At 56.1% G+C, this 18,495-nt stretch carries 18 protein-coding genes; 13 read left to right on the plus strand and 5 right to left on the minus strand.

All coding sequences use genetic code 11. The features are described from left to right. Nucleotides 1-53: 53 nt before the first annotated feature. Both B1757_RS05840 and B1757_RS05845 read left to right on the plus strand, forming a co-directional pair. Nucleotides 54-1,268 (plus strand): ISL3 family transposase, encoded by a 1,215-nt coding sequence (locus B1757_RS05840; protein ID WP_101536405.1) that lies wholly within the window; start codon nt 54-56, stop codon nt 1,266-1,268. Between the two features lie 23 nt (nt 1,269-1,291). Further along, the gene (locus tag B1757_RS05845; RefSeq protein WP_101537428.1) at nt 1,292-2,506 is read left to right on the plus strand and encodes an SGNH/GDSL hydrolase family protein; all 1,215 of its coding nucleotides are present in this window, start codon (nt 1,292-1,294) and stop codon (nt 2,504-2,506) included. A 12-nt stretch (nt 2,507-2,518) separates the two neighbouring features. Here the strand turns inward: B1757_RS05845 and hflD are convergent, their stop codons facing one another. Genes hflD through gluQRS form a run of 5 tightly spaced genes read right to left on the minus strand, consistent with a single transcriptional unit; the run spans nt 2,519 to nt 8,241 of the window. Further along, the gene (gene hflD / locus B1757_RS05850; protein WP_101537429.1) at nt 2,519-3,172 is read right to left on the minus strand and encodes a high frequency lysogenization protein HflD; all 654 of its coding nucleotides are present in this window, start codon (nt 3,170-3,172) and stop codon (nt 2,519-2,521) included. Between the two features lie 38 nt (nt 3,173-3,210). Next, on the minus strand, nt 3,211-5,805 hold the full coding sequence (glnD, locus tag B1757_RS05855; protein ID WP_101537430.1) for a [protein-PII] uridylyltransferase: 2,595 nt from the start codon (nt 5,803-5,805) through the stop codon (nt 3,211-3,213). 2 nt (nt 5,806-5,807) lie between these two features. Further along, nucleotides 5,808-6,617: a type I methionyl aminopeptidase gene (map, locus tag B1757_RS05860; RefSeq protein WP_101537431.1), complete on the minus strand. Its 810-nt coding sequence runs from the start codon at nt 6,615-6,617 to the stop codon at nt 5,808-5,810. A gap of 32 nt (nt 6,618-6,649) precedes the next feature. Beyond that, nucleotides 6,650-7,348 carry a DNA/RNA nuclease SfsA gene (gene sfsA / locus B1757_RS05865; RefSeq protein WP_101537432.1) on the minus strand — a complete coding sequence of 233 codons (699 nt, stop codon included), beginning with the start codon at nt 7,346-7,348 and terminating at the stop codon, nt 6,650-6,652. After that, on the minus strand, nt 7,330-8,241 hold the full coding sequence (gluQRS, locus tag B1757_RS05870) for a tRNA glutamyl-Q(34) synthetase GluQRS (RefSeq protein ID WP_101537433.1): 912 nt from the start codon (nt 8,239-8,241) through the stop codon (nt 7,330-7,332). The genes sfsA and gluQRS overlap by 19 nt, the downstream gene beginning before the upstream one ends. A gap of 135 nt (nt 8,242-8,376) precedes the next feature. Here gluQRS and B1757_RS15375 point away from each other — a divergent pair, with 135 nt between their 5' ends. The 11 genes from B1757_RS15375 to B1757_RS15060 all read left to right on the plus strand — a co-directional run. After that, nucleotides 8,377-8,538 (plus strand): hypothetical protein, encoded by a 162-nt coding sequence (locus tag B1757_RS15375; protein ID WP_172437621.1) that lies wholly within the window; start codon nt 8,377-8,379, stop codon nt 8,536-8,538. Nucleotides 8,539-8,555: 17 nt separating this feature from the next. Continuing rightward, nucleotides 8,556-9,578 (plus strand): thiamine-phosphate kinase, encoded by a 1,023-nt coding sequence (thiL, locus tag B1757_RS05875; RefSeq protein WP_101537434.1) that lies wholly within the window; start codon nt 8,556-8,558, stop codon nt 9,576-9,578. After that, a complete protein-coding gene (locus B1757_RS05880; protein WP_101537435.1) occupies nt 9,568-10,056 on the plus strand; it encodes a phosphatidylglycerophosphatase A family protein in 489 nt (162 codons plus the stop codon). The genes thiL and B1757_RS05880 overlap by 11 nt, the downstream gene beginning before the upstream one ends. Next, nucleotides 10,053-10,898, plus strand: coding sequence for a CinA family protein (locus B1757_RS05885; RefSeq protein ID WP_101537436.1), 846 nt, complete (start codon nt 10,053-10,055; stop codon nt 10,896-10,898). The genes B1757_RS05880 and B1757_RS05885 overlap by 4 nt, the downstream gene beginning before the upstream one ends. Nucleotides 10,899-11,070: 172 nt before the next feature. Then, a complete protein-coding gene (gene recA, locus B1757_RS05890) occupies nt 11,071-12,108 on the plus strand; it encodes a recombinase RecA (RefSeq protein WP_101537441.1) in 1,038 nt (345 codons plus the stop codon). 33 nt (nt 12,109-12,141) lie between these two features. Continuing rightward, nucleotides 12,142-12,579: a regulatory protein RecX gene (locus B1757_RS05895; protein ID WP_101537442.1), complete on the plus strand. Its 438-nt coding sequence runs from the start codon at nt 12,142-12,144 to the stop codon at nt 12,577-12,579. A 6-nt stretch (nt 12,580-12,585) separates the two neighbouring features. Beyond that, nucleotides 12,586-15,237, plus strand: a complete 2,652-nt coding sequence (gene alaS / locus B1757_RS05900; RefSeq protein ID WP_253253739.1) for an alanine--tRNA ligase — start codon at nt 12,586-12,588, stop codon at nt 15,235-15,237. 144 nt (nt 15,238-15,381) lie between these two features. Further along, complete coding sequence (locus B1757_RS05905) at nt 15,382-15,933, plus strand: sigma-70 family RNA polymerase sigma factor (RefSeq protein ID WP_101537438.1); 552 nt, start codon at nt 15,382-15,384, stop codon at nt 15,931-15,933. Beyond that, the gene (locus B1757_RS05910) at nt 15,920-16,606 is read left to right on the plus strand and encodes an anti-sigma factor (RefSeq protein WP_101537439.1); all 687 of its coding nucleotides are present in this window, start codon (nt 15,920-15,922) and stop codon (nt 16,604-16,606) included. The genes B1757_RS05905 and B1757_RS05910 overlap by 14 nt, the downstream gene beginning before the upstream one ends. Nucleotides 16,607-16,701: 95 nt before the next feature. Continuing rightward, complete coding sequence (locus B1757_RS05915) at nt 16,702-17,316, plus strand: ferritin-like domain-containing protein (RefSeq protein WP_101537440.1); 615 nt, start codon at nt 16,702-16,704, stop codon at nt 17,314-17,316. Nucleotides 17,317-18,033: 717 nt separating this feature from the next. Next, nucleotides 18,034-18,495 (plus strand): PDC sensor domain-containing protein (locus B1757_RS15060; RefSeq protein ID WP_497013064.1); only part of this gene is annotated, 462 nt, incomplete at its 3' end.

The raw sequence follows: 18,495 nt of genomic DNA on the forward strand, positions 1-18,495 counted from the left end.
GGGTAGGGGGTAGAATGCTGTGGAGCGGTCGTGCCCTGAATTGGAGTTAGCTGATGGTCCCTGAAGAGCTGTTTTCTCTCGCGTTAGGATTGGTTCCGCCGTGGTTGGTGGATCATGTGACTTTCACGGTGGAGGAGAAACGCCTGGATCTGCACATCAACTTTCCCAAGGGTAGTCGCTTTGCTTGCTCCGTCTGTGGTGAGGAGTGTCCGGTACATGATACCCGTGACCATACTTGGCGGCACATGGATTTCTTCCAGCATGAAGCCTATCTCCATGCCCGCGTACCTCGTGTGAAGTGCCAGGAGCATGGAGTGCATCAGATATCTGTTCCCTGGGCACGGGAAGGCTCGCATTTCACCCTGCTCTTCGAAGCGCTGATCATGACCCTGGTGCGGGAGATGCCGGTATTGACCGTAGCCCGCCTAGTCGGCGAGACCGACACGCTCCTGTGGCGGGTGATTGACCACTATGTGCCAGAAGCCCGTACCAGAGTGGATATGGCCCATGTCCATGCCGTCGGCGTCGATGAAACCAGCAGTCGGCGCGGCCACGACTACATCACGCTCTTCGTGGATCTGGATGCCCGGCGACTCTTGTTCGCTACTCCCGGCAAGGATGCCAAGACCTTTGAGAGATTCTCCGCAGATCTACAGGCCCATGGTGGTAGCGCGGAAGCGATCACCGATGTGAGCATGGACCTCTCGCCGGCCTTCCAGAAAGGGGCTGCCGAGCACCTGCCCAATGCGGAGATCACTTTCGATCGTTTTCACCTCATGAAGCTCGTCAACGAGGCCGTGGACGACGTGCGCAAGGGGGAAGTCCTCACTCAGCCAAATCTCAAAAAGACCCGCTGGCTCTGGCTCAAGAACGATTGCAACCTCAAGGTGAAGCAGAAAGAAAAGCTGCAGGCATTACTCAAAGACCAGAACCTCAAGACGGCGCAGGCCTACCAGTTCCGCCTGACCTTTCAGGACATCTTCACGATCAAGAATCGCCATCAGGGGGCTACCCTCTTGAAAGCCTGGTTGGAAAACGCCAGAACCAGCGATCTGCCGCCTATCGTCAAGGTCGCCTACACCATCATGAATCACTGGGATGGCGTGCTCCGATGGTTCGAGAGCCAGATCACCAATGGAATTCTGGAAGGTTTCAACAGCCTCATTCAATCCGCCAAGGCCAAGGCTCGGGGTTACCGCACGCACAAGAACTTTATCAACATGGCCTACCTGATCCTGGGCAAGCTGGATCTCAGGCTACCCACTTGAAATGACGAGGAACCCTTTCGGTATTGATTATTCTGCTCTTGTCAGTGTTGACCTATGCTTTTGTGGAAGTCAGTATTCAGAAAGCTTTTGGCAAGCAGTCCCGGCATCCATTTTCCATGCAAAGTGCACTGACCGTGGCTTTCATTCTGGGTTTGGGTATTGCCGGTTGGTTTAATTCCGTGGTGGTCAATCGTCAGTTTATCCACGAACGTGAAAAAAACCTGCATTTTGAATTATACAAACATTATCAGGCGGAAAAAATCGCCCAGCTGCAGAAGGCACTGCAGGCATTACGGCATTCCGGAAATGCCGCTCCGTCAGCAGGGACAGCCAGTACTCTCAGTGCATCCGGTGGGCTTGCTGGAGCGCCGGCGGCCGGTTCTTTTGCCTGGCAACCCAATCCGCAGCCGGGTTATTTGTACAACGGTCAGGAAATTCGCCAGAATCCGGCTTATCCCCAAAAGCAGGTATTGGTGGTGACTGACTCCATCCTGTTGGGCTGGTCGGGTTTTGTCATTCATCAGCTGCCCAATGCCATTCTGGATGGTAAAGTCGGCCGCCAGTTTTCGCGGGCTCCGGGGGTGTTACAACAGGAATTGGCAGAACCGCAAAACGCCCATATTCAATATATTGTTCTGGAATTGGGCAGTAACGGGGATGTATTCACTCGGGATCTGGATCGGGTGATGCGCGAGGCCGGAGATCGCAAGGTATTACTGATCATTCCTAACGTGCCCCGGGTTTGGGAAGACGAGGTGAAAAGTCAGTATTTACGCGCCAAGGCAGAATATCCCAATGTGTATTTATTGCATTGGAATCGCATTAGCCATGACCAATACAACTATTTTGATCCTGATCAGGTCCACTTGACCTGGGACGGTGCTCAGGCCCTCGTGAATGCCGTGCTCGCCAAACTCTATTCCATGGGTTATCAGCAACCCCACCCGGTGTCCGGCACAACAGCGCCCGTATCTGCATCAGTAGGTCGTCATCTTTCCAGGCGTATTGCGACGCAGTCCATCGCAAGCACCGCAAGCACCGCAAGCACCTATCCGGTCGTCCCTGGTGGCGAGCGATCCACGCCGCATCAACCCGTCACCATGGTGGTGCCCACTACCCATATCCAGGGCTTTACCATCGCGCCGCTGAGCAGTGCAGGCGGAGGCACCGCGCCTATGGTCAGTAATACTTCAGAGGGTCGGCAAGGTCTGAATGGCGCTTTACCCGACGCGCATTAAGCGGGACGGGATTTACCCGGCATGGGCGAGCAGTTCTTCTGCTTCCTGACAAAGGCTGCGGCGTTCGAACAGACTGCCAGGAATATGTCCGCCCGCCTGTCGCCAGAGGACTGCAGCACGAATCCCACTCAGCAATAGTGTACGAATGCGGGCGGCATCATCGGGGTCACTTAAAAAGCGGCTATCGCCACTGACGATGATGCGGGGCCGCAAACTTCCTATGGCCTCCGTGTAGGTTTGCGCCAGACCGGCAATGACGCTGCTCTGGGTGTTGTCACCAAAATGCTGGACCTGACGCTGGGCTTGCTGAATACCTTCCTGCACCCGCTGTGCGGCTGCCGCATTTTTCAGGAGCCGTTTACTGAGACTATTCATGGCCATGGCATAGCGCAGCAGCTCCGCCTCTTGGGCATTGGCCGGACCACGTTGCAGGAGCGGGCAGAGCAGGGCCAGGGGTTGGCGCAAGCTCTGGATATTGCCCAGTGCCTCGCGTATATCCGGACTTTCCAAGGCGAGAATGCTATGGATGCAGGTGGCCAGCAAGTCTCCGGGTTGTTCACCATTACGGGCAATATTTTGGACGAGGAAGGCACTGCGCAGGATACCCGCCAGTGCCAGGGTCCGATCACGACGGCGGGCTGGACCGGGAATCAGAAAATGCCACATGCTCATGCTGTCTTGCTCTCAGGATAGGGAAACATGAATTAGCGCAGTGTTTCGTTGAGCATGGATTGCAGGGTCTGTGTCAGAGTTTTTCTTTGGCTTTCAGTCAATTGCCGCCCCCTTTCGTTAAGGATGAAAAAAGTGTCTTCCACTCGCTCGCCAAAAGTAGATACCTTGGCACCGTGGATATTCAGCTGTAGGGAGCGCAAGGCTTCACCCACGCGATAAAGGAGTCCGAGCTGATCAGCCGCACGCACCTCCAGAAGGGTATAGCGGGGCAGGGCATGGTTGTCGATGAGGATTTCGGCAGGGCGCTGGGCAAAAAAGCGGTGGCGTGGATCACGATGGCGTAGCCCGAAATGCGGTTTACTTTCGCTTTCCCCTTCAATAATAGCCCGCAGGCGGGCGGCCAGATCCTGATTCGCCTGCGCTGTTTGCGCAAAGGCGTGACTGTTGTCGATTACCAGGAAAGTATCGATAGCGCGACCATCTTCGCTGGTGTCGATGCGCGCGTCGATGATGTTCAGGGATTGGCGATCCAGTGCCCCGGTAATCTGCTGAAACAAGCCGGGACGGTCGGGTCCGTAGATCAGGATTTCGCTGCCTTCCGGCTGATGCGGGCGCACTGCAACCAGAGTTTTTCGCGTGTTATGGGCCAGAATTTGCTGCGTGTGCCAGAGCAGTTCATAGTCGTTATAACGTAAAAAATACGCTCCGGATAAATGTTGCCAAAAGACTCGGGCGCGGATCTGCCCCTCTTCCGGCAGAGAATTGAGCACGATTTCCTGCCGCTCACGGACGATGTGGGGAATGTCCTGGCCCTGACGATCTGCTTGCTGAAGTTCCCTCGCTGTGGCGTCATAAAGGGTGCTGAGCAGCTGGCCCTTCCAGTCGTTCCAAAGATCCGGGTTGGTGGCACGCATATCGGCTACGGTTAATAGCAACAGATAAGCCAGATGCCTTTCATCGCCCATACTCTGAGCGAAATCCTGAATGACCTGAGGATCTTCCAGATCCCGCCGTTGCGATACGGTACTCATTTGCAAGTGCTGTTCCACCAGCCAGACGATCAACGCACTGTCCCGCTGTGACAAATGCAGACGCTGGGTAAAACGTCGGGCTTCCTGGCCGCCTATCCGCGAATGATCACCGCCCCGACCCTTGCCGATATCATGAAATAACCCTGCCAGTACCAGTAATTCTGGTTTATCCACCTGTATCCAGGCCTGTTTCAGAGCAGACATCGGCTGTTCTTCCTGACGGTGGAGCTGACCGATATTCCGAATCAAAAAAAGAGTATGCTGATCGACGGTATAGACATGAAACAAGTCATGTTGAATACGTCCGGTAATGCGCGCAAAAGCGGGGATCAGACGGCCGAGAATGCCGCATTGCTGCATGATTTTCAGGCTGTGATAGGCGCCCTCCGGCTGCGCCAGCAGGCTCAGCAGTTCACTTCTGGCAATCGGATCCTGTTCCAGATCGCGAGGATGCACCTGCGCACGGATGTTGTAGAGTTGTCGCTGGGTGAGGGCATCCAGGGTGCTGCCCTGAGGATTTTCGGCCAGTTCCCGGAACAGGCGCAAGATTTTTTGCAGGAGTTGCGGATCGTTGGCCTGCAACATCACTGCTGCTTTGGGATTTTTTACCTGTTTGGAAGAAGTTTTGCTCCTGGCGGCCAGTTGCAGGGCAATGTTTTCCTGAGCAATGGCGGAAATCCGCAGGATATCGGCAAAGGCCCGGAAAAGTTTCTGCATGAGCTGCTCTACCGGGCTGCGTCCGGGTCGATCCACATAACCAAAACTAGCCGCCAGTTGACGTTGCTGGTCAAGACGCAGCCGGTCTTCATGGCGGGCGGTGGCTATATGCAAGGTAATGCGCAGCCGGGTCAGAAATGCCTGCGCACGCAATAATTGCCGATATTCGTCAGGATTGACCAGATTTTCGCGGCGCAGACAGGACAGGCTACCATCTCCAAAAATTGCAGCGGTCAACCATTGCAGTTGATGAATATCCCGGAGGCCGCCCGGGCCATCCTTGAGGTTGGGCTCCAGATGAAAAGCCGTATCACTGCAGCGCGCATGACGGCTCTCCTGCTCGGCCAGTTTGGCTGCAAAAAATACGGCGGGTTTCCAAGGAGGGTTAGCGCGAAGGGCTTGTTCCAGCTGTGCATAGTGTTCAAGAGAACCACAGAGATAGCGGGTTTCCAGCAGAGTACTGGCAATACTGAGATCCTCACGCGCCTGCTCCAGACATTCCGGTATGGAGCGCACGCTGGCCCCCACGACCATTTGTAAATCCCATAGCGCGGTCAAAAACTGATGCAGAAAGTCTTCGACAGGCGGGGAAAGCCGGGCCGGAGTGAGCATCAGCAGGTCGAGATCCGAGCCGGGAAACAAGGCGCCACGTCCATAGCCGCCAACGGCTATCAGACAGAGCGGGGAGTCCTGCAAGGAAAGCCGGGTTTCCATCTGCTTCCAGAGTCGGCACAGGATTTTATCCACCAAGGCCGCATGCTGGCGCAAAAAGGCGCGACCATTGCGCCGAGGAGAAAACCCGGCAAGCAGATGCGTCCGTTCCTGCTTCAGGCTTTCCAGGATGGTCGGCAGGGCGTCAGTTGCCCCGGATGCGGACATGTTCAGATGGGGTCGCCGGGGAGTTGGGTCAGTACTTCATATCCGTCATCGGTCACCAGAATGGTGTGTTCCCACTGCGCTGAGGCGCTGTGATCCTTGGTCACAATGGTCCAGCCATCCGGCAGCGCCTTGATGTGGCGTTTGCCAGCGTTGATCATGGGCTCAATGGTAAAGGTCATGCCCGGTACCAGTTCAACGCCCTCACCGGGGTTACCATAGTGCAATACCTGAGGTTCATCATGAAATACCCGCCCGATACCATGGCCGCAAAATTCGCGCACTACCGAGCAATGCTGGGCTTCTGCAAACACCTGAATGGCGTGGCCGACATCTCCCAGTGTGGCGCCGGGACGAACCTGTTGAATACCCCGGACCATGGCTTCGTGGGCGACATCCATGACCCGACGGGAGCGCAGAGGTACTTCTCCGACGGTAAACATCTTGCTGCTGTCGCCGTGATAGCCATCCTTGATGACCGTCACGTCAATGTTGAGCATATCACCATCTTTCAACACCCGGTCTCCGGGAATGCCATGACAGATGACATGATTCAGAGAAATGCAGACGGATTTGGGGAAAGGCGGATATTCCGGGCTGGGTTGATAATTCAGCGGTGCAGGAATCCCCTGCAGATCATTGACGATGTAATCGTGGCAAATCCGGTCCAGTTCTCCGGTGCTGATGCCCGCCTTGACATGGGGGCGGATCATGTTGAGCACCATGGCGGTCAAGTGTCCGGCAGTTCGCATTTTTTCGATTTCTTCGGGAGTCTTGATATTTCCCTGGGGAGGGCTCTTGCGACGTTGTAACATGGGGATTCTCCTGGGCGATTGAAAGAGAGAGGCTAAAACAGCAGCTCCTCTGCCGCGTCAATTTCTATTTTATCAGGACTGACCCGGCTCCGGTAGGCCAGAATTTCCACACCGTTTTGGCGTGCTTCCCGAAGAGCCAGGCCATAAGCCCGATCTATCCGGTCGGCGGGAGCAAAGCCCTGACCATCCTCCCGCCCGATCAAAAAAAACATCACCGCCCGACCGCCACTTTCCACCACTGCGCGCAGCGCCGTCAGATGTCGTAGAGCGCGGGTGCTGACCGCATCGGGAAAGCGAATGACACCATCAGCTTCTAGTAATGTGCAGGATTTGACCTCCACGTAGCAGGGCGCGCGCCCGGGTTCCTGAAGCAGGATATCCACCCGCTCATGCTGACCATAAGGCACTTCCCGGCGCAGCTCGCTATAACCTTGCAGAGCCGCTATCTGGCCGCAAGCAATGGCCTCGGCGACAATCGAATTAGGGTGCTGGGTGTTGACACACACCCAACTGCTGCCACTCCAGTATAACTCCCAGGTCCAGGCGAGCTTGCGGCGGGGATTGTCACTGCGGGAAATCAGGATGGGTTGTCCGGGTTCCGCACAGCTGGTCATACTCCCCGAATTGGGGCAATGAATGGTGATTTCTTCGCCAGATGCCAGCCGGCAGTCCGCCAGAAAGCGTTTATAACGGCGGAGCAGGGTGGCGGGGATCAGTTCGGGTAGCTGCATGGGGGCAGCTTAATGCTTGCGGCCGATACATGCCAGGATATGGATCGGGACTGGTCACGCAGTTCCGACAATGCCCAGTTTTGCCATAAGCCAGCGGGTGCACCGTGGAGGTTGGTCGGAGTGGTCCAGCCTAAGCATTTCAGAGTCTCCTCCCAGGCGCAGCCGGGATCTCCAGCCCAGGCCGGGCTATGCTGGCTTTTGGATAATTTACGGCCATCGGCATGACAGATTAAAGGCAGATGACCATAGTCAGGATGGGGCAACCCCAGAAGGCTTTGCAGATAGCGCTGTACGCCGGTAAATGGACGTAAATCCCCGCCGCGAATGATCTCGGTGACGCCCTGAGCGCCATCATCCACCACACAAGCCAGTAAATAGGCAAAATACGCATCGGCACGCCGCAAAACAGGATCACCCTGTTCAGGAGGGGTATTCTGCCAGCCAAGAAGGCGGTCTTCCCATAGGGGTAACTCCCCGGACACTCGCAGCCGCCAGGATCGTGGAATGCGCCCGGCTGGTAGCCCGTTGCGGCAAGTGCCCGGATAACGCCCCCCGTGCAACCCGATTTCCTGACGGCTACAGGCACATGGATAGGCGTAACCAGCCTGGATCAATGTTTCGAGAGCCTCCTGATAAGCTTCATGGCGAGAGGATTGTTGCCAGACCGGGCCATCCCACTCCAGGCCCAGGGCTTCCAGTTGGCGAAGAATCTGATCGGCGGCACCCGGGCGCACCCGATCTCCATCCACGTCTTCCAGACGCAGCAGCCACAGTCCGTCCTGACAGCGGGCACTGAGATAGCTGCCAATAGCGGCGACCAGCGAGCCGGCATGGAGAGGACCGCTGGGGGAAGGGGCAAAGCGACCGATGACAGGCCTGTCCTGGCCCCTCATTGGGGAGAATGGTGAAACGATATGCACACGCTGCTCAGTTCGGCCTCTAGTCAGACCCGCTTTATACGGACTATGGTTTACCCTGGATTACTGTACAATTCCTCACAATCTAGCACAGGGAAGCGTGTACTTAATATGCCGGTAATTTTTCGCGAGGAAGGTTATGCCCTCTTTGCTCACGATGGGAATCCATGGGAGCCTGTTCGTAAGGGTGCGGCGGTTGCCCAGTTCTGCTTAGATGCTGAACTCTCCGTCGGGATGGGTGATCAGCCCCGGCATCATGAAATTGCGGCTTGATCGCGGCGGGCAGGAAGATGGCGAACGAAGAATTTGCACTCATTGCGCAGTTGCAGAAAGACCTGGGTCATGTCGGGAAAGGCGTGCGCCTGGGAATCGGCGATGATGCGGCCTGGCTGGATACCGAAGGACGGACTTTGGTGAGCAGCATGGATACGCTGGTGGCGGGCCGCCATTTTTTTGCAGACGTGCATCCCGCCGATCTGGGCTGGAAGGCTCTGGCCGTCAATTTGAGTGATCTAGCGGCGATGGGTGCCATTCCCCGCTGGTGTCTGCTCAGTCTGGCATTGCCGCCACTGGCCGAGGGCTATGGGCAGTGGGTGCAGGATTTTGCAGCAGGATGGCTGGCTTTGGCTGAGCGCGCAGATGTGGCTTTGGTGGGTGGGGACACGGTGGCTACCGATGGTCCTTTGACGCTGTCCATCACCGCACTGGGGGTGGTGGAGCAGGGCGTGATGCGCCGGGATGCGGCCAGTGTCGGTGACCTGATTTGGGTGACAGGCACCCTGGGTGATGCCGCCGCTGCCCTGGATCGGGCTTTTGTGTCACGCGGGCTGCCCGGCTGGGCTTTGAACTGTTCTGAAACTTGCGCCCAGGCCCTGGAAAACCGGCGTCTGCGTCCGCAGCCGCGTCTGGATTTTGCCCGGGCGGCAGTGGCTGCCGGGGTGACATGCGCCCTGGATTGTTCGGATGGATTTCTGGCAGATCTCGGTCATATTCTCCAGGCCTCCGGGCTACGGGCCCGGGTCGATCTCGAACACCTCCCCCTCAGTTCAGCTTTGCGCGAATGTATTGATAGTGATTTGCAACGCCTGCTGCGCTGGCCCCTGACCGGTGGGGACGATTATGAGCTGATTTTCTGCGCGCCGCCGAGTCTGACCGGCACGCTCATGGCGCTGGCTACCAATTGTGCCTTGCCGATCACGGCGGTGGGAGAGGTTTTGCCAGCTGATCCGCACGCAGCCGAAGATGTCGATTTGTACTGGCAGGGGCAGTCCCTGTCTTTGCCCATGAACCGGGGGCATCAGCATGTTTTCTAGGCCTTGGTACCATTGGTTGGCCTTTGGGGGGGGCAGTGGTCTGGCGCCCGTCCTGCCCGGCACCATGGGGACCATTGCCGCCATTCCCCTTTATTTGTTGCTGGTTTTGCTTGTGCAGAACCTCTGGATATATACGGCCGTGCTACTTTGCATGATAGCTGTCGGTCCCTGGCTCTGTGGCCGGACAGCAGAGGATTTACGCCGAGGCGCTAGCGGAAAACGGGCTCTGGACCCGCCCGCCATTGTCTGGGATGAATGGGTGGGTTTACTGCTGACTTTGTACTGGTTTCCTTTTACCTGGTGGACGCTGCTCGCCGGATTTCTGCTTTTTCGGTTTTTCGATATGCTCAAGCCCTGGCCGATATCCTGGCTCGATCGACATATTCATGGCGGAACAGGCATCATGTTGGATGATATGGCAGCGGCGCTTCCTGCCTGGTTGATTTTGTTGGGAATGCGCGGAATGGGATGGTTATGACAGCAGCAGATATACTGCGTATTTATTTACCTCTGCGCCCGGCAGCGCTGGCGGATGCCCAGCGATTGCAGGCCTGGGCTCAACGCGCTGGTGTCGAGGCGCGTATTGAACTGGTTACCGTGCTGCCGGATCAGGATGGCGTGGCTTTGGCTATCGGGGCTTTTCCCAACGGCGATATCTGGAAAAAGTTCCCGGAACATGCACTGATTCCGGCCGGGGACTGGCAGACCATGCAGGACTGGGCAAAGTCCACTCTGCCTGCCTGCCCGCAAAGCTTCAGTCGCTTTACCGACCTGGGGCGCGGTCGCGAAATTCTGCCCGGTGAGTTCTGGTTGGATGAGCAAACCCAGGATACTTTTGATCTGGCCATGGCGCCTCCCGAATGGGCTTTATTACAGCAATGTCCCAAAGCCGGAGGTCCGCGTCTGGCCTTGGCTGAATCCTGTACCGGTGGGGGGATGGCGGCTCGCATTACCGCCTTGTCCGGGTCTTCGGCACTCTTGCAGCAGGGGCTGGTGACTTACAGTAATACCGCCAAACGTCACTATCTGGGGGTACAGGCCAAAACCCTGATGCGCTATGGGGCGGTTTCTGAGGAAACCGCCCTGGAAATGCTGAATGGTTTGTTGCGGGAAGCTGACTTGGGTGCTGCCATTACCGGCATTGCCGGACCCGGTGGGGCTGTCCCCGGCAAACCGGTAGGCACGGTCTGCATTGCCTGGGGGCAACGCGACGGCCCGCAACAGGTGCGCACCTGTCATTTTCCAGGCGACCGTTGGACGGTGCAGTATGCCTCCGGGTCCGTGGCTTTGGGCGGTTTACTGGGTTTGCTGCTTGTCTGAGTTGAGCTTCTGAACCGGGTGCCTTTGCCCATGGCACGGGCTCAGGTAGAATGCCTCCAAAGTCGATAGAATAACCGGGGGATGACTGCCCGGACACCCCGAGCAAGCCGCTACAAAACGGGTAATGCCCGAAGTGGATATTCGCCTTCACTTTTCAGAAAAGGACAGCATGATGGATGAGCAACGCAGCAAGGCCCTCTCGGCCGCTTTGTCGCAGATTGACAAGCAGTTTGGCAAGGGCGCGGTGATGCGCCTTGGCGACCACGATGCGATCAAGGATATCGCCGTCTATTCCACCGGCTCCCTGGGCCTGGACCTGGCCCTGGGTGTCGGAGGATTGCCGCGCGGTCGGGTTGTGGAAATATACGGGCCGGAATCTTCAGGTAAAACCACGCTCACCCTGCACGCCATTGCCAGTTGCCAGCAGGCGGGAGGCACCGCCGCCTTTATCGATGCCGAACATGCCCTGGATCCTGGATATGCCCACAAGCTGGGGGTGGATCTGGAAAATCTGCTGGTTTCTCAGCCCGATACGGGTGAACAGGCACTGGAAATCGCCGACATGCTGGTGCGCTCCGGCGCGGTGGACCTGATCGTGGTGGACTCGGTAGCCGCTCTGACCCCCAAGGCGGAAATCGAAGGAGACATGGGTGACTCCCATGTCGGCTTGCAGGCACGGCTGATGAGCCAGGCGTTGCGCAAGCTGACCGCCAATATCTCCCGCACCAATACTCTGGTCATTTTCATTAACCAGATTCGCATGAAAATTGGCGTCATGTACGGGAGTCCGGAAACCACGACCGGGGGTAATGCCCTCAAATTCTATGCCTCGGTGCGCCTGGATATTCGCCGGATTGGCGCCATCAAAAAAGGGGACGAGGTTATGGGCAATGATACCCGGGTGAAAGTGGTCAAAAATAAGGTCGCTCCGCCATTCCGTGAGGCCGAATTTGCCATTTATTATGGCGAGGGTATATCCCGACTCTCGGAATTGGTAGACCTGGGCGTCAAGTTTGATATTGTGGATAAAAGCGGAGCCTGGTATTCCTATCAGGGTGAGCGGATTGGCCAGGGTAAGGATAATGCCCGTCAATATCTCAAGGAACACAGTGAGCTGGCCGCTCGTATCGAGCAACAGGTGCGCGCGGCTGCCGCTGGAAATCCGCTGGCCTTTACCGATGATGTGGTGGAGCCTGCGGTAGCGGAATAATTGGCCAAAAATGCCCCCGCTGATCCGCTGAGCATGGCCTTACGCCTGCTCGCACGACGTGAATACAGTCGCAAGGAACTGCAGGATAAATTGCTGCAGGCCGGCTTTGCGGTAGCACAGGTAGAAACGCTGCTGGAGCATCTGCAGGCGAGTGGTTATCAGAATGACCAGCGTTATGCCGAAATGCTGACGCGCACCCGCCTGCGTCAAGGGCACGGCCCGCTGCGTCTGCGTCAGGATTTGCATCGCGCCGGAGTGGAAATCGAAGCGGGCGCCGGGGAGGAGCAAGCCCTGGACTGGCAGGCTCAGGCCCGGGCGACCTATCGCAAGCGTTTTGGTGATAGTGTACCTGAAGATGCGCGGGATTATGCCCGACGTGCCCGGTTTTTGGCGGGAAGGGGCTTTTTGCCTGAACAGATTCGCCGGGTACTGGCGGACGCGGGTAAAAATCCGGATGATTTTAACGATTAGTTTTTAATGGACGACGAAAGACCGATGCAAGCGCAAGCCATTCGCCAAGCTTTTCTGGATTTTTTTGTAGAACAGGGTCATCAGATTGTACCCTCCAGTTCCCTGATTCCCCGTAATGACCCGACCCTGCTGTTTACCAATGCCGGTATGGTTCCCTTCAAGGACGTTTTTTTGGGGCTGGAGCAGCGCCCCTATCAGCGAGCAGTGTCGTCCCAGCGCTGCATGCGCGCCGGTGGCAAGCACAATGATCTGGAAAATGTCGGTTATACCGCCCGACATCACACTTTTTTTGAAATGCTTGGTAATTTTTCCTTTGGTGACTATTTCAAGCGTGAAGTCATCGGCTTCGCCTGGCGTTTCCTCACCGAAAAGCTGGGGCTGCCTGCCGCAAAGTTGTGGATTACGGTCTATGAAGAAGATGACGAAGCAGCGCAAATCTGGATCAATGACATAGGCATCGATCCCGCCCGTATATCTCGGTGCGGGGTAAAAGACAACTTCTGGAGCATGGGCGACACCGGACCCTGTGGTCCCTGTTCGGAAATTTTTTATGATCATGGCCCCGATGTGCCTGGTGGCCCTCCCGGTAGTCCGGAAGAAGATGGTGATCGGTATATCGAAATCTGGAATCTGGTTTTCATGCAGTATGACCGCGACAGCAGCGGCACACTGACCCCGCTTCCCAAGCCTTCCGTGGATACAGGCATGGGTCTGGAGCGTCTGGCGGCGGTGCTGCAAGGCGTCCATAACAATTACGATACGGATCTTTTCAAGCCCCTGATTGCCGCAGCCGCAGCGCTTTCCAGCAAAAAATATGGTGAGGATGCGGCCACCGACACCAGTCTGCGGGTGTTGGCAGACCATATTCGCGCCTGCAGTTTTTTGATTACCGATGGCGTGCTGCCCGCCAATGAGGGGCGTGGTTATGTCCTGCGCCGGATTATTCGCCGGGCGGTGCGCCATGGCCGCAAACTCGGCATGGAAAATGTATTTTTTCACAAGCTGGTCGCTCCTCTGGTGCAGGAGATGGGCGGCGCCTTTCCCGAACTGGCCAAGGCCCAGCACGATGTGGAACGGGCTCTGGAACGTGAGGAAACCCGTTTCCGGGAAACCCTCGAACGCGGTCTGAATCTGCTGGAAAATGCCATTTCCGGACTGGCTGGCGATGCGGCCATTCCCGGCGAGATTATTTTCCGTCTGGCCGATACTTATGGTTTTCCGGTGGATTTGACGGCGGATATTGCCCGGGAAAGAGGGCTGCAGATGGATATGGAGGGTTACGAAGTTGCCATGACGGAACAGCGTAATCGCTCCCGCGCAGCCTGGAGTGGCAGTGGCGAGGTCAAAATCGAACGGGTTTATCATGACCTGGCCATGCGTCTATCTCCCACGGCATTTACGGGTTATGCCCAGTGCGCCGGCGAAGGTCAGGTGCTGGCTCTGCTCCGCGATGGCGAAGAAGTGGCTTTTCTCGATGCGGGTGATCAGGGTGCCGTGATTCTCGATCAGACGCCTTTTTACGGAGAATCAGGTGGCCAGGCCGGCGATCGCGGGGAATTGCAATCAGAAAATGCGCTCTTTCAGGTGCGTGATACCCAGAAGCCTATGGGCAGCCTGCATGTGCATCTGGGGACGTTACAGTCCGGTCGTCTGCAATTGGGCGACCGCGTACTGGCCAGCGTCGATGAAGTCGCTCGCCGGGCGACGGCTGCCCACCATTCTGCCACCCATCTGCTCCATGCCGCTTTGCGCAATACTCTGGGGACCCATGTGCAACAGAAAGGCTCTCTGGTGAATGCCGAGCGTCTGCGTTTTGATTTCAGCCATCCTGAAGCGCTCACAGCGGAACAGTTACGCCATATTGAGCGTGATGTAAATGCCGTGATTCGTGACAATCATGCCGCCCATACCCAAGTGTTGCCCATTGCCGAGGCCCAGGCCATGGGTGCCATGGCCCTCTTCGGTGAAAAATATGGGGACGAAGTTCGCGTGGTGCGCATGGGCGACTTCTCGCTGGAGCTTTGCGGAGGAACCCACGTTCAGGCCCTGGGAGATATGGGCGTTTTCAAGATTCTCAGTGAAACGGGGGTGGCCGCTGGCATTCGCCGGATTGAGGCGGTGGCGGGGGCAAGCGCGCTGGACATGATTCAGCGTGATGAACAACGTCTACAAGCTGCCGCAGGCATGCTTAAGGTGGCCCCGGCAGATCTGGATCAGCGCCTGAGCCAGACGCTGGAACGTTTACGACAACTGGAAAAAGAACTGGAAAAAATCAAACGGGATGAAGCCGCCCGTGCGGGTGCCGACCTTGCGACCCAAAAAGAAGACATGGCAGGGGTAGCGGTACTCATCAGCCGTCTGGAAGGCATGGATGGCAAGGCCCTGCGTGACGCTCTGGATCGCTTGCGCAGCCAGTTACCCGAAGCGGTGATTGTGTTGGCGGGGGTGGACGGAGAAAAGGTCGCCCTGCTGGCCAGTGTAACGAAAACTTTGTCAGACCGTATTCATGCCGGTGAACTGGTCAATGTGGTCGCCCGGCCCCTGGGAGGAAAAGGGGGCGGACGTCCAGATATGGCTCAGGCTGGTGCAGGCAAGCCAGAGGCGCTGGATACGGCGCTCCAGGCCGCCCGCGATTGGGTCAGAAGTCGACTGGTCTAGGAAAATTGTTCACTATTTTATACGTGGTCATGCTCCAGGCTTTTGCGCTATGCTCATGACAATGAAAGACAGCATAAGCGGTATGATCCCATGAATCGAGCAGCAGTCTGTAAATTTCTGTTTATCAGGTATTGGTGATAAGCAGTGCCTGAAATTGCCGAACTGGAAAAACTCCTGCAGAAAATAGCACTGGCGGATCAGCAGGCGTTTCGGGATTTTTACGATGCGACGGCGGCGCATCTGTATCCGGTGGCCTTGCGTATATTAAGAGAAGAAGGGCGGGCAGCCGAGTGTTTACAGGATGCATTTGTGAAAATCTGGTTAAAGGCGAGTGAATATCAAATGGGTCGTGGCGCGCCACTGGCCTGGGCGGCAGCCATTGTCCGATATCAGGCCATTGATGATCTGCGGCGCCTGCCCAAGGATCAGCCCGGCTGGGAAGAAGAAGACTGGGAGCACTGGGGAGGACAGGCATCCTCCCCCGATGCTTCCATGTTTTCCGAAAGAAAACGCTTGCAGGACTGTCTGGGACAACTACCCAGTGATCAGCGCCAGGCTATTTCCCAGGCCTTTTATCGGGCGGCAAGCTATGAAGAAGTTGCGCGCTTTGCGGGTGAAGCCTTGGGCACGGTGAAAAGCTGGATTCGTCGGGGGCTATTGAGTTTGCGAGATTGTTTACATCATGCATCTGAATAAGTGGCCAAAGCTTGCGGACAGTCTGGCAGGAGCCTACGTGTTGGGAACCTTGCGGGGCAGGGCACGCCTGCGTTTTACCCGGATGCTACGCGCCTATCCCTGGTTGGCGGCGCGCGTGGCGGAATGGGAAGACACCTTAATGCCTTATACACTCCCGCAAAAGCCGCTGGCACCACCGCGTTCTGTCTGGCATGGTGTGGCTGCCCAATTACCGAAGCGGAAAACTCCGGTTTCCGGCTGGTGGCAGAAAGTGGGTCTTTGGCGCGCCCTGTCCGCAGGTCTGGCCCTGGCGGTGCTGTTGCTGGTGCTTTGGCCAGCGCCGCCTGCCATGCCTTATATGGCAGTATTGAATAATACGGCGGGCCAGCCGGTGTGGATGTTGCGGGCCAATCGCCATCATATGGCCCTGGTGACCATGCGCAGCATGCCGGTGCCGGCAGACAAATCCCTGCAGCTCTGGGCCATTGTTCCGGGTAAAAAACCCATATCCATGGGCTTGTTACCCACCCGTCCGGGACGCACGCCCATATTGCTGACTCCAGACCACCTGAATATGCGTCGGGTGGCTCTGATTGCGGTGACCATGGAGCCGGCGGGTGGTTCGCCGACGGGGCAGCCCACGACGGCGGTGCTATATAAGGCTGATATTCTTTCCACACAACTCAGCAGTTGAATTGGAATGATCGCCCGAATGCATCCGCAGCACAGGCAACTGCGTAATTCTATTTGTCGGCGACAATTAGGCCGCCGCATTCTCAGGAGAACGTCATGAAAGAAATGGAAAAGCACGATTTGGATCGTCGCGATTTTTTCAAGAAAAGCGCCTTGTTCGGGTTGGGGTTGGCTGCAGTCGGTAGTTTGACCATGCCGGCTCTCGCGGAAGCTGCCGCCATGCCCAAAGGTCCGAAACATGATCTGTACTTGTTGAATTTTGCGCTGAATGCCGAGCATCAGGCCATTGCCGCGTATCAAGTCGGCGCTGAAAGCAAGTTGCTCGATCCGGCATTGCTCAAGGTGGCCCTGTCATTCCAGGCCGATCATGAAGCCCATGCGGCTATTCTTGCAGAAACCATCAAAAAACTGGGAGGGACACCAGTGGCTCCGAAAGTTTCTTTGAAGGCGCCCATGACGGAACTCGCCAGCACCTGGGGATTCCCTTTGGATAAGCTCAAAACCCAAAAGGATGTATTGCATTTTGCGGCTGGCCTGGAAGTCGGTGCAGCCAAGGCCTATCTGGGCACCGTACCCGAATTCAGTAATCCCGAACTGGCCCATGCGGCCGCCAATATTGAAGGTGATGAAGCCATGCATTTTGCTGTACTGCGGAGCGCTCTAGGTGAGTTCCCGGTGCCAGCCGCCTTTATTTCTGCCATGCCCAGTTAACTCATTACCTTCTGTTTGATTTGTGATCAGGTATGGTGGCTGATTCAGACCATACCTGTCTGTTTTTTTTGTACTCCTTGAAAATATCCGGAAAATGTTTAAAAGTAATCATTCAATTCGAGTGGATACTTTATACCCATGCCGCAAGCTGACGAAAAAAACCTACCATCACAAGCCTACAGCAGCAGATTGTTAAGAGTTTTTGCGTGGGTTTTTGCTATTGTATTGATTGTTTCCTGGTTTTTGGTGGGTATTTATACCTGGAGAAAGGTGTATTCCGAGGAAAGTGGTGACTTGCGAATTTTGGCGGTCGCTCTGGCCCAGAGCGCTTCTCTGAATATTTCCAGCATCCAGTCCTCTACGGATCTTCTAGCTGATACACTGCGATTTTTATCCGAGAAGCAACATCCAGATTATGAAAAGTTATTAAAGCAATATCTAGAGGCTCAACCTGAGATTCAATCGATTTATCTGGGGACCACAAAGGGACAGTTACTCGCAGCAGCAGATGCTCTAAATCTAGACCCTAGCCCACTATTGCGCGATTCTGATCACAGAAGCCGTCACTTCTATAATTTGTCCCGGAATTTTTATATCGGATCTTTGATTCCGGATATCAGCAACCATGAGTGGTATATTCCTTTCAAACGACGCGTGTTTCTGCATGATCATCAGATTCTCTGTATGACTGTGTTGATGCCATTGGCTGATGGAGGCTTGAAAGCCTGGTCAGGTTATCCCTTGCAGGCGCATACCGGTCTGTTTTTAATCCGGCGGGATGGATATCTGGTCGCGCGCAATCCGCCACCGGATAAAACCTCCTTTGCGAAACGCCAAACGGGTGTTGCGGCACGCTATGTTGCCTCCCATATCCATTCTACCGGCGGAGTTTATCTGGGGTATTCCAAAGCTGTAGGGCAGTGGCGTTTGGGAGCCGTGCAAGATACACCGCATTATCCTCTGGTTGCCGGCGCCAGTGTCCTCCGGAGTAGTTTATGGGTGCTGTGGGGCCGCAGTATGTCTGGCCCATCTATCGTTATTGCCCTCTTGGGATTGTTGGGCTGGATACTGTTTCGCTACTTGCGTCGTTCGACAGAGTTTCAGGAACGGTTACGTTATGCGTCAGAAACGGCCATTTGGGAAGCCAAGGAGCGGGCAGAGGTGACGCTGGCTTCCATC

The organism is Acidithiobacillus marinus (genome assembly GCF_002847505.1).
Classification (GTDB): Bacteria; Pseudomonadota; Gammaproteobacteria; order Acidithiobacillales; family Acidithiobacillaceae; genus Acidithiobacillus; species Acidithiobacillus marinus.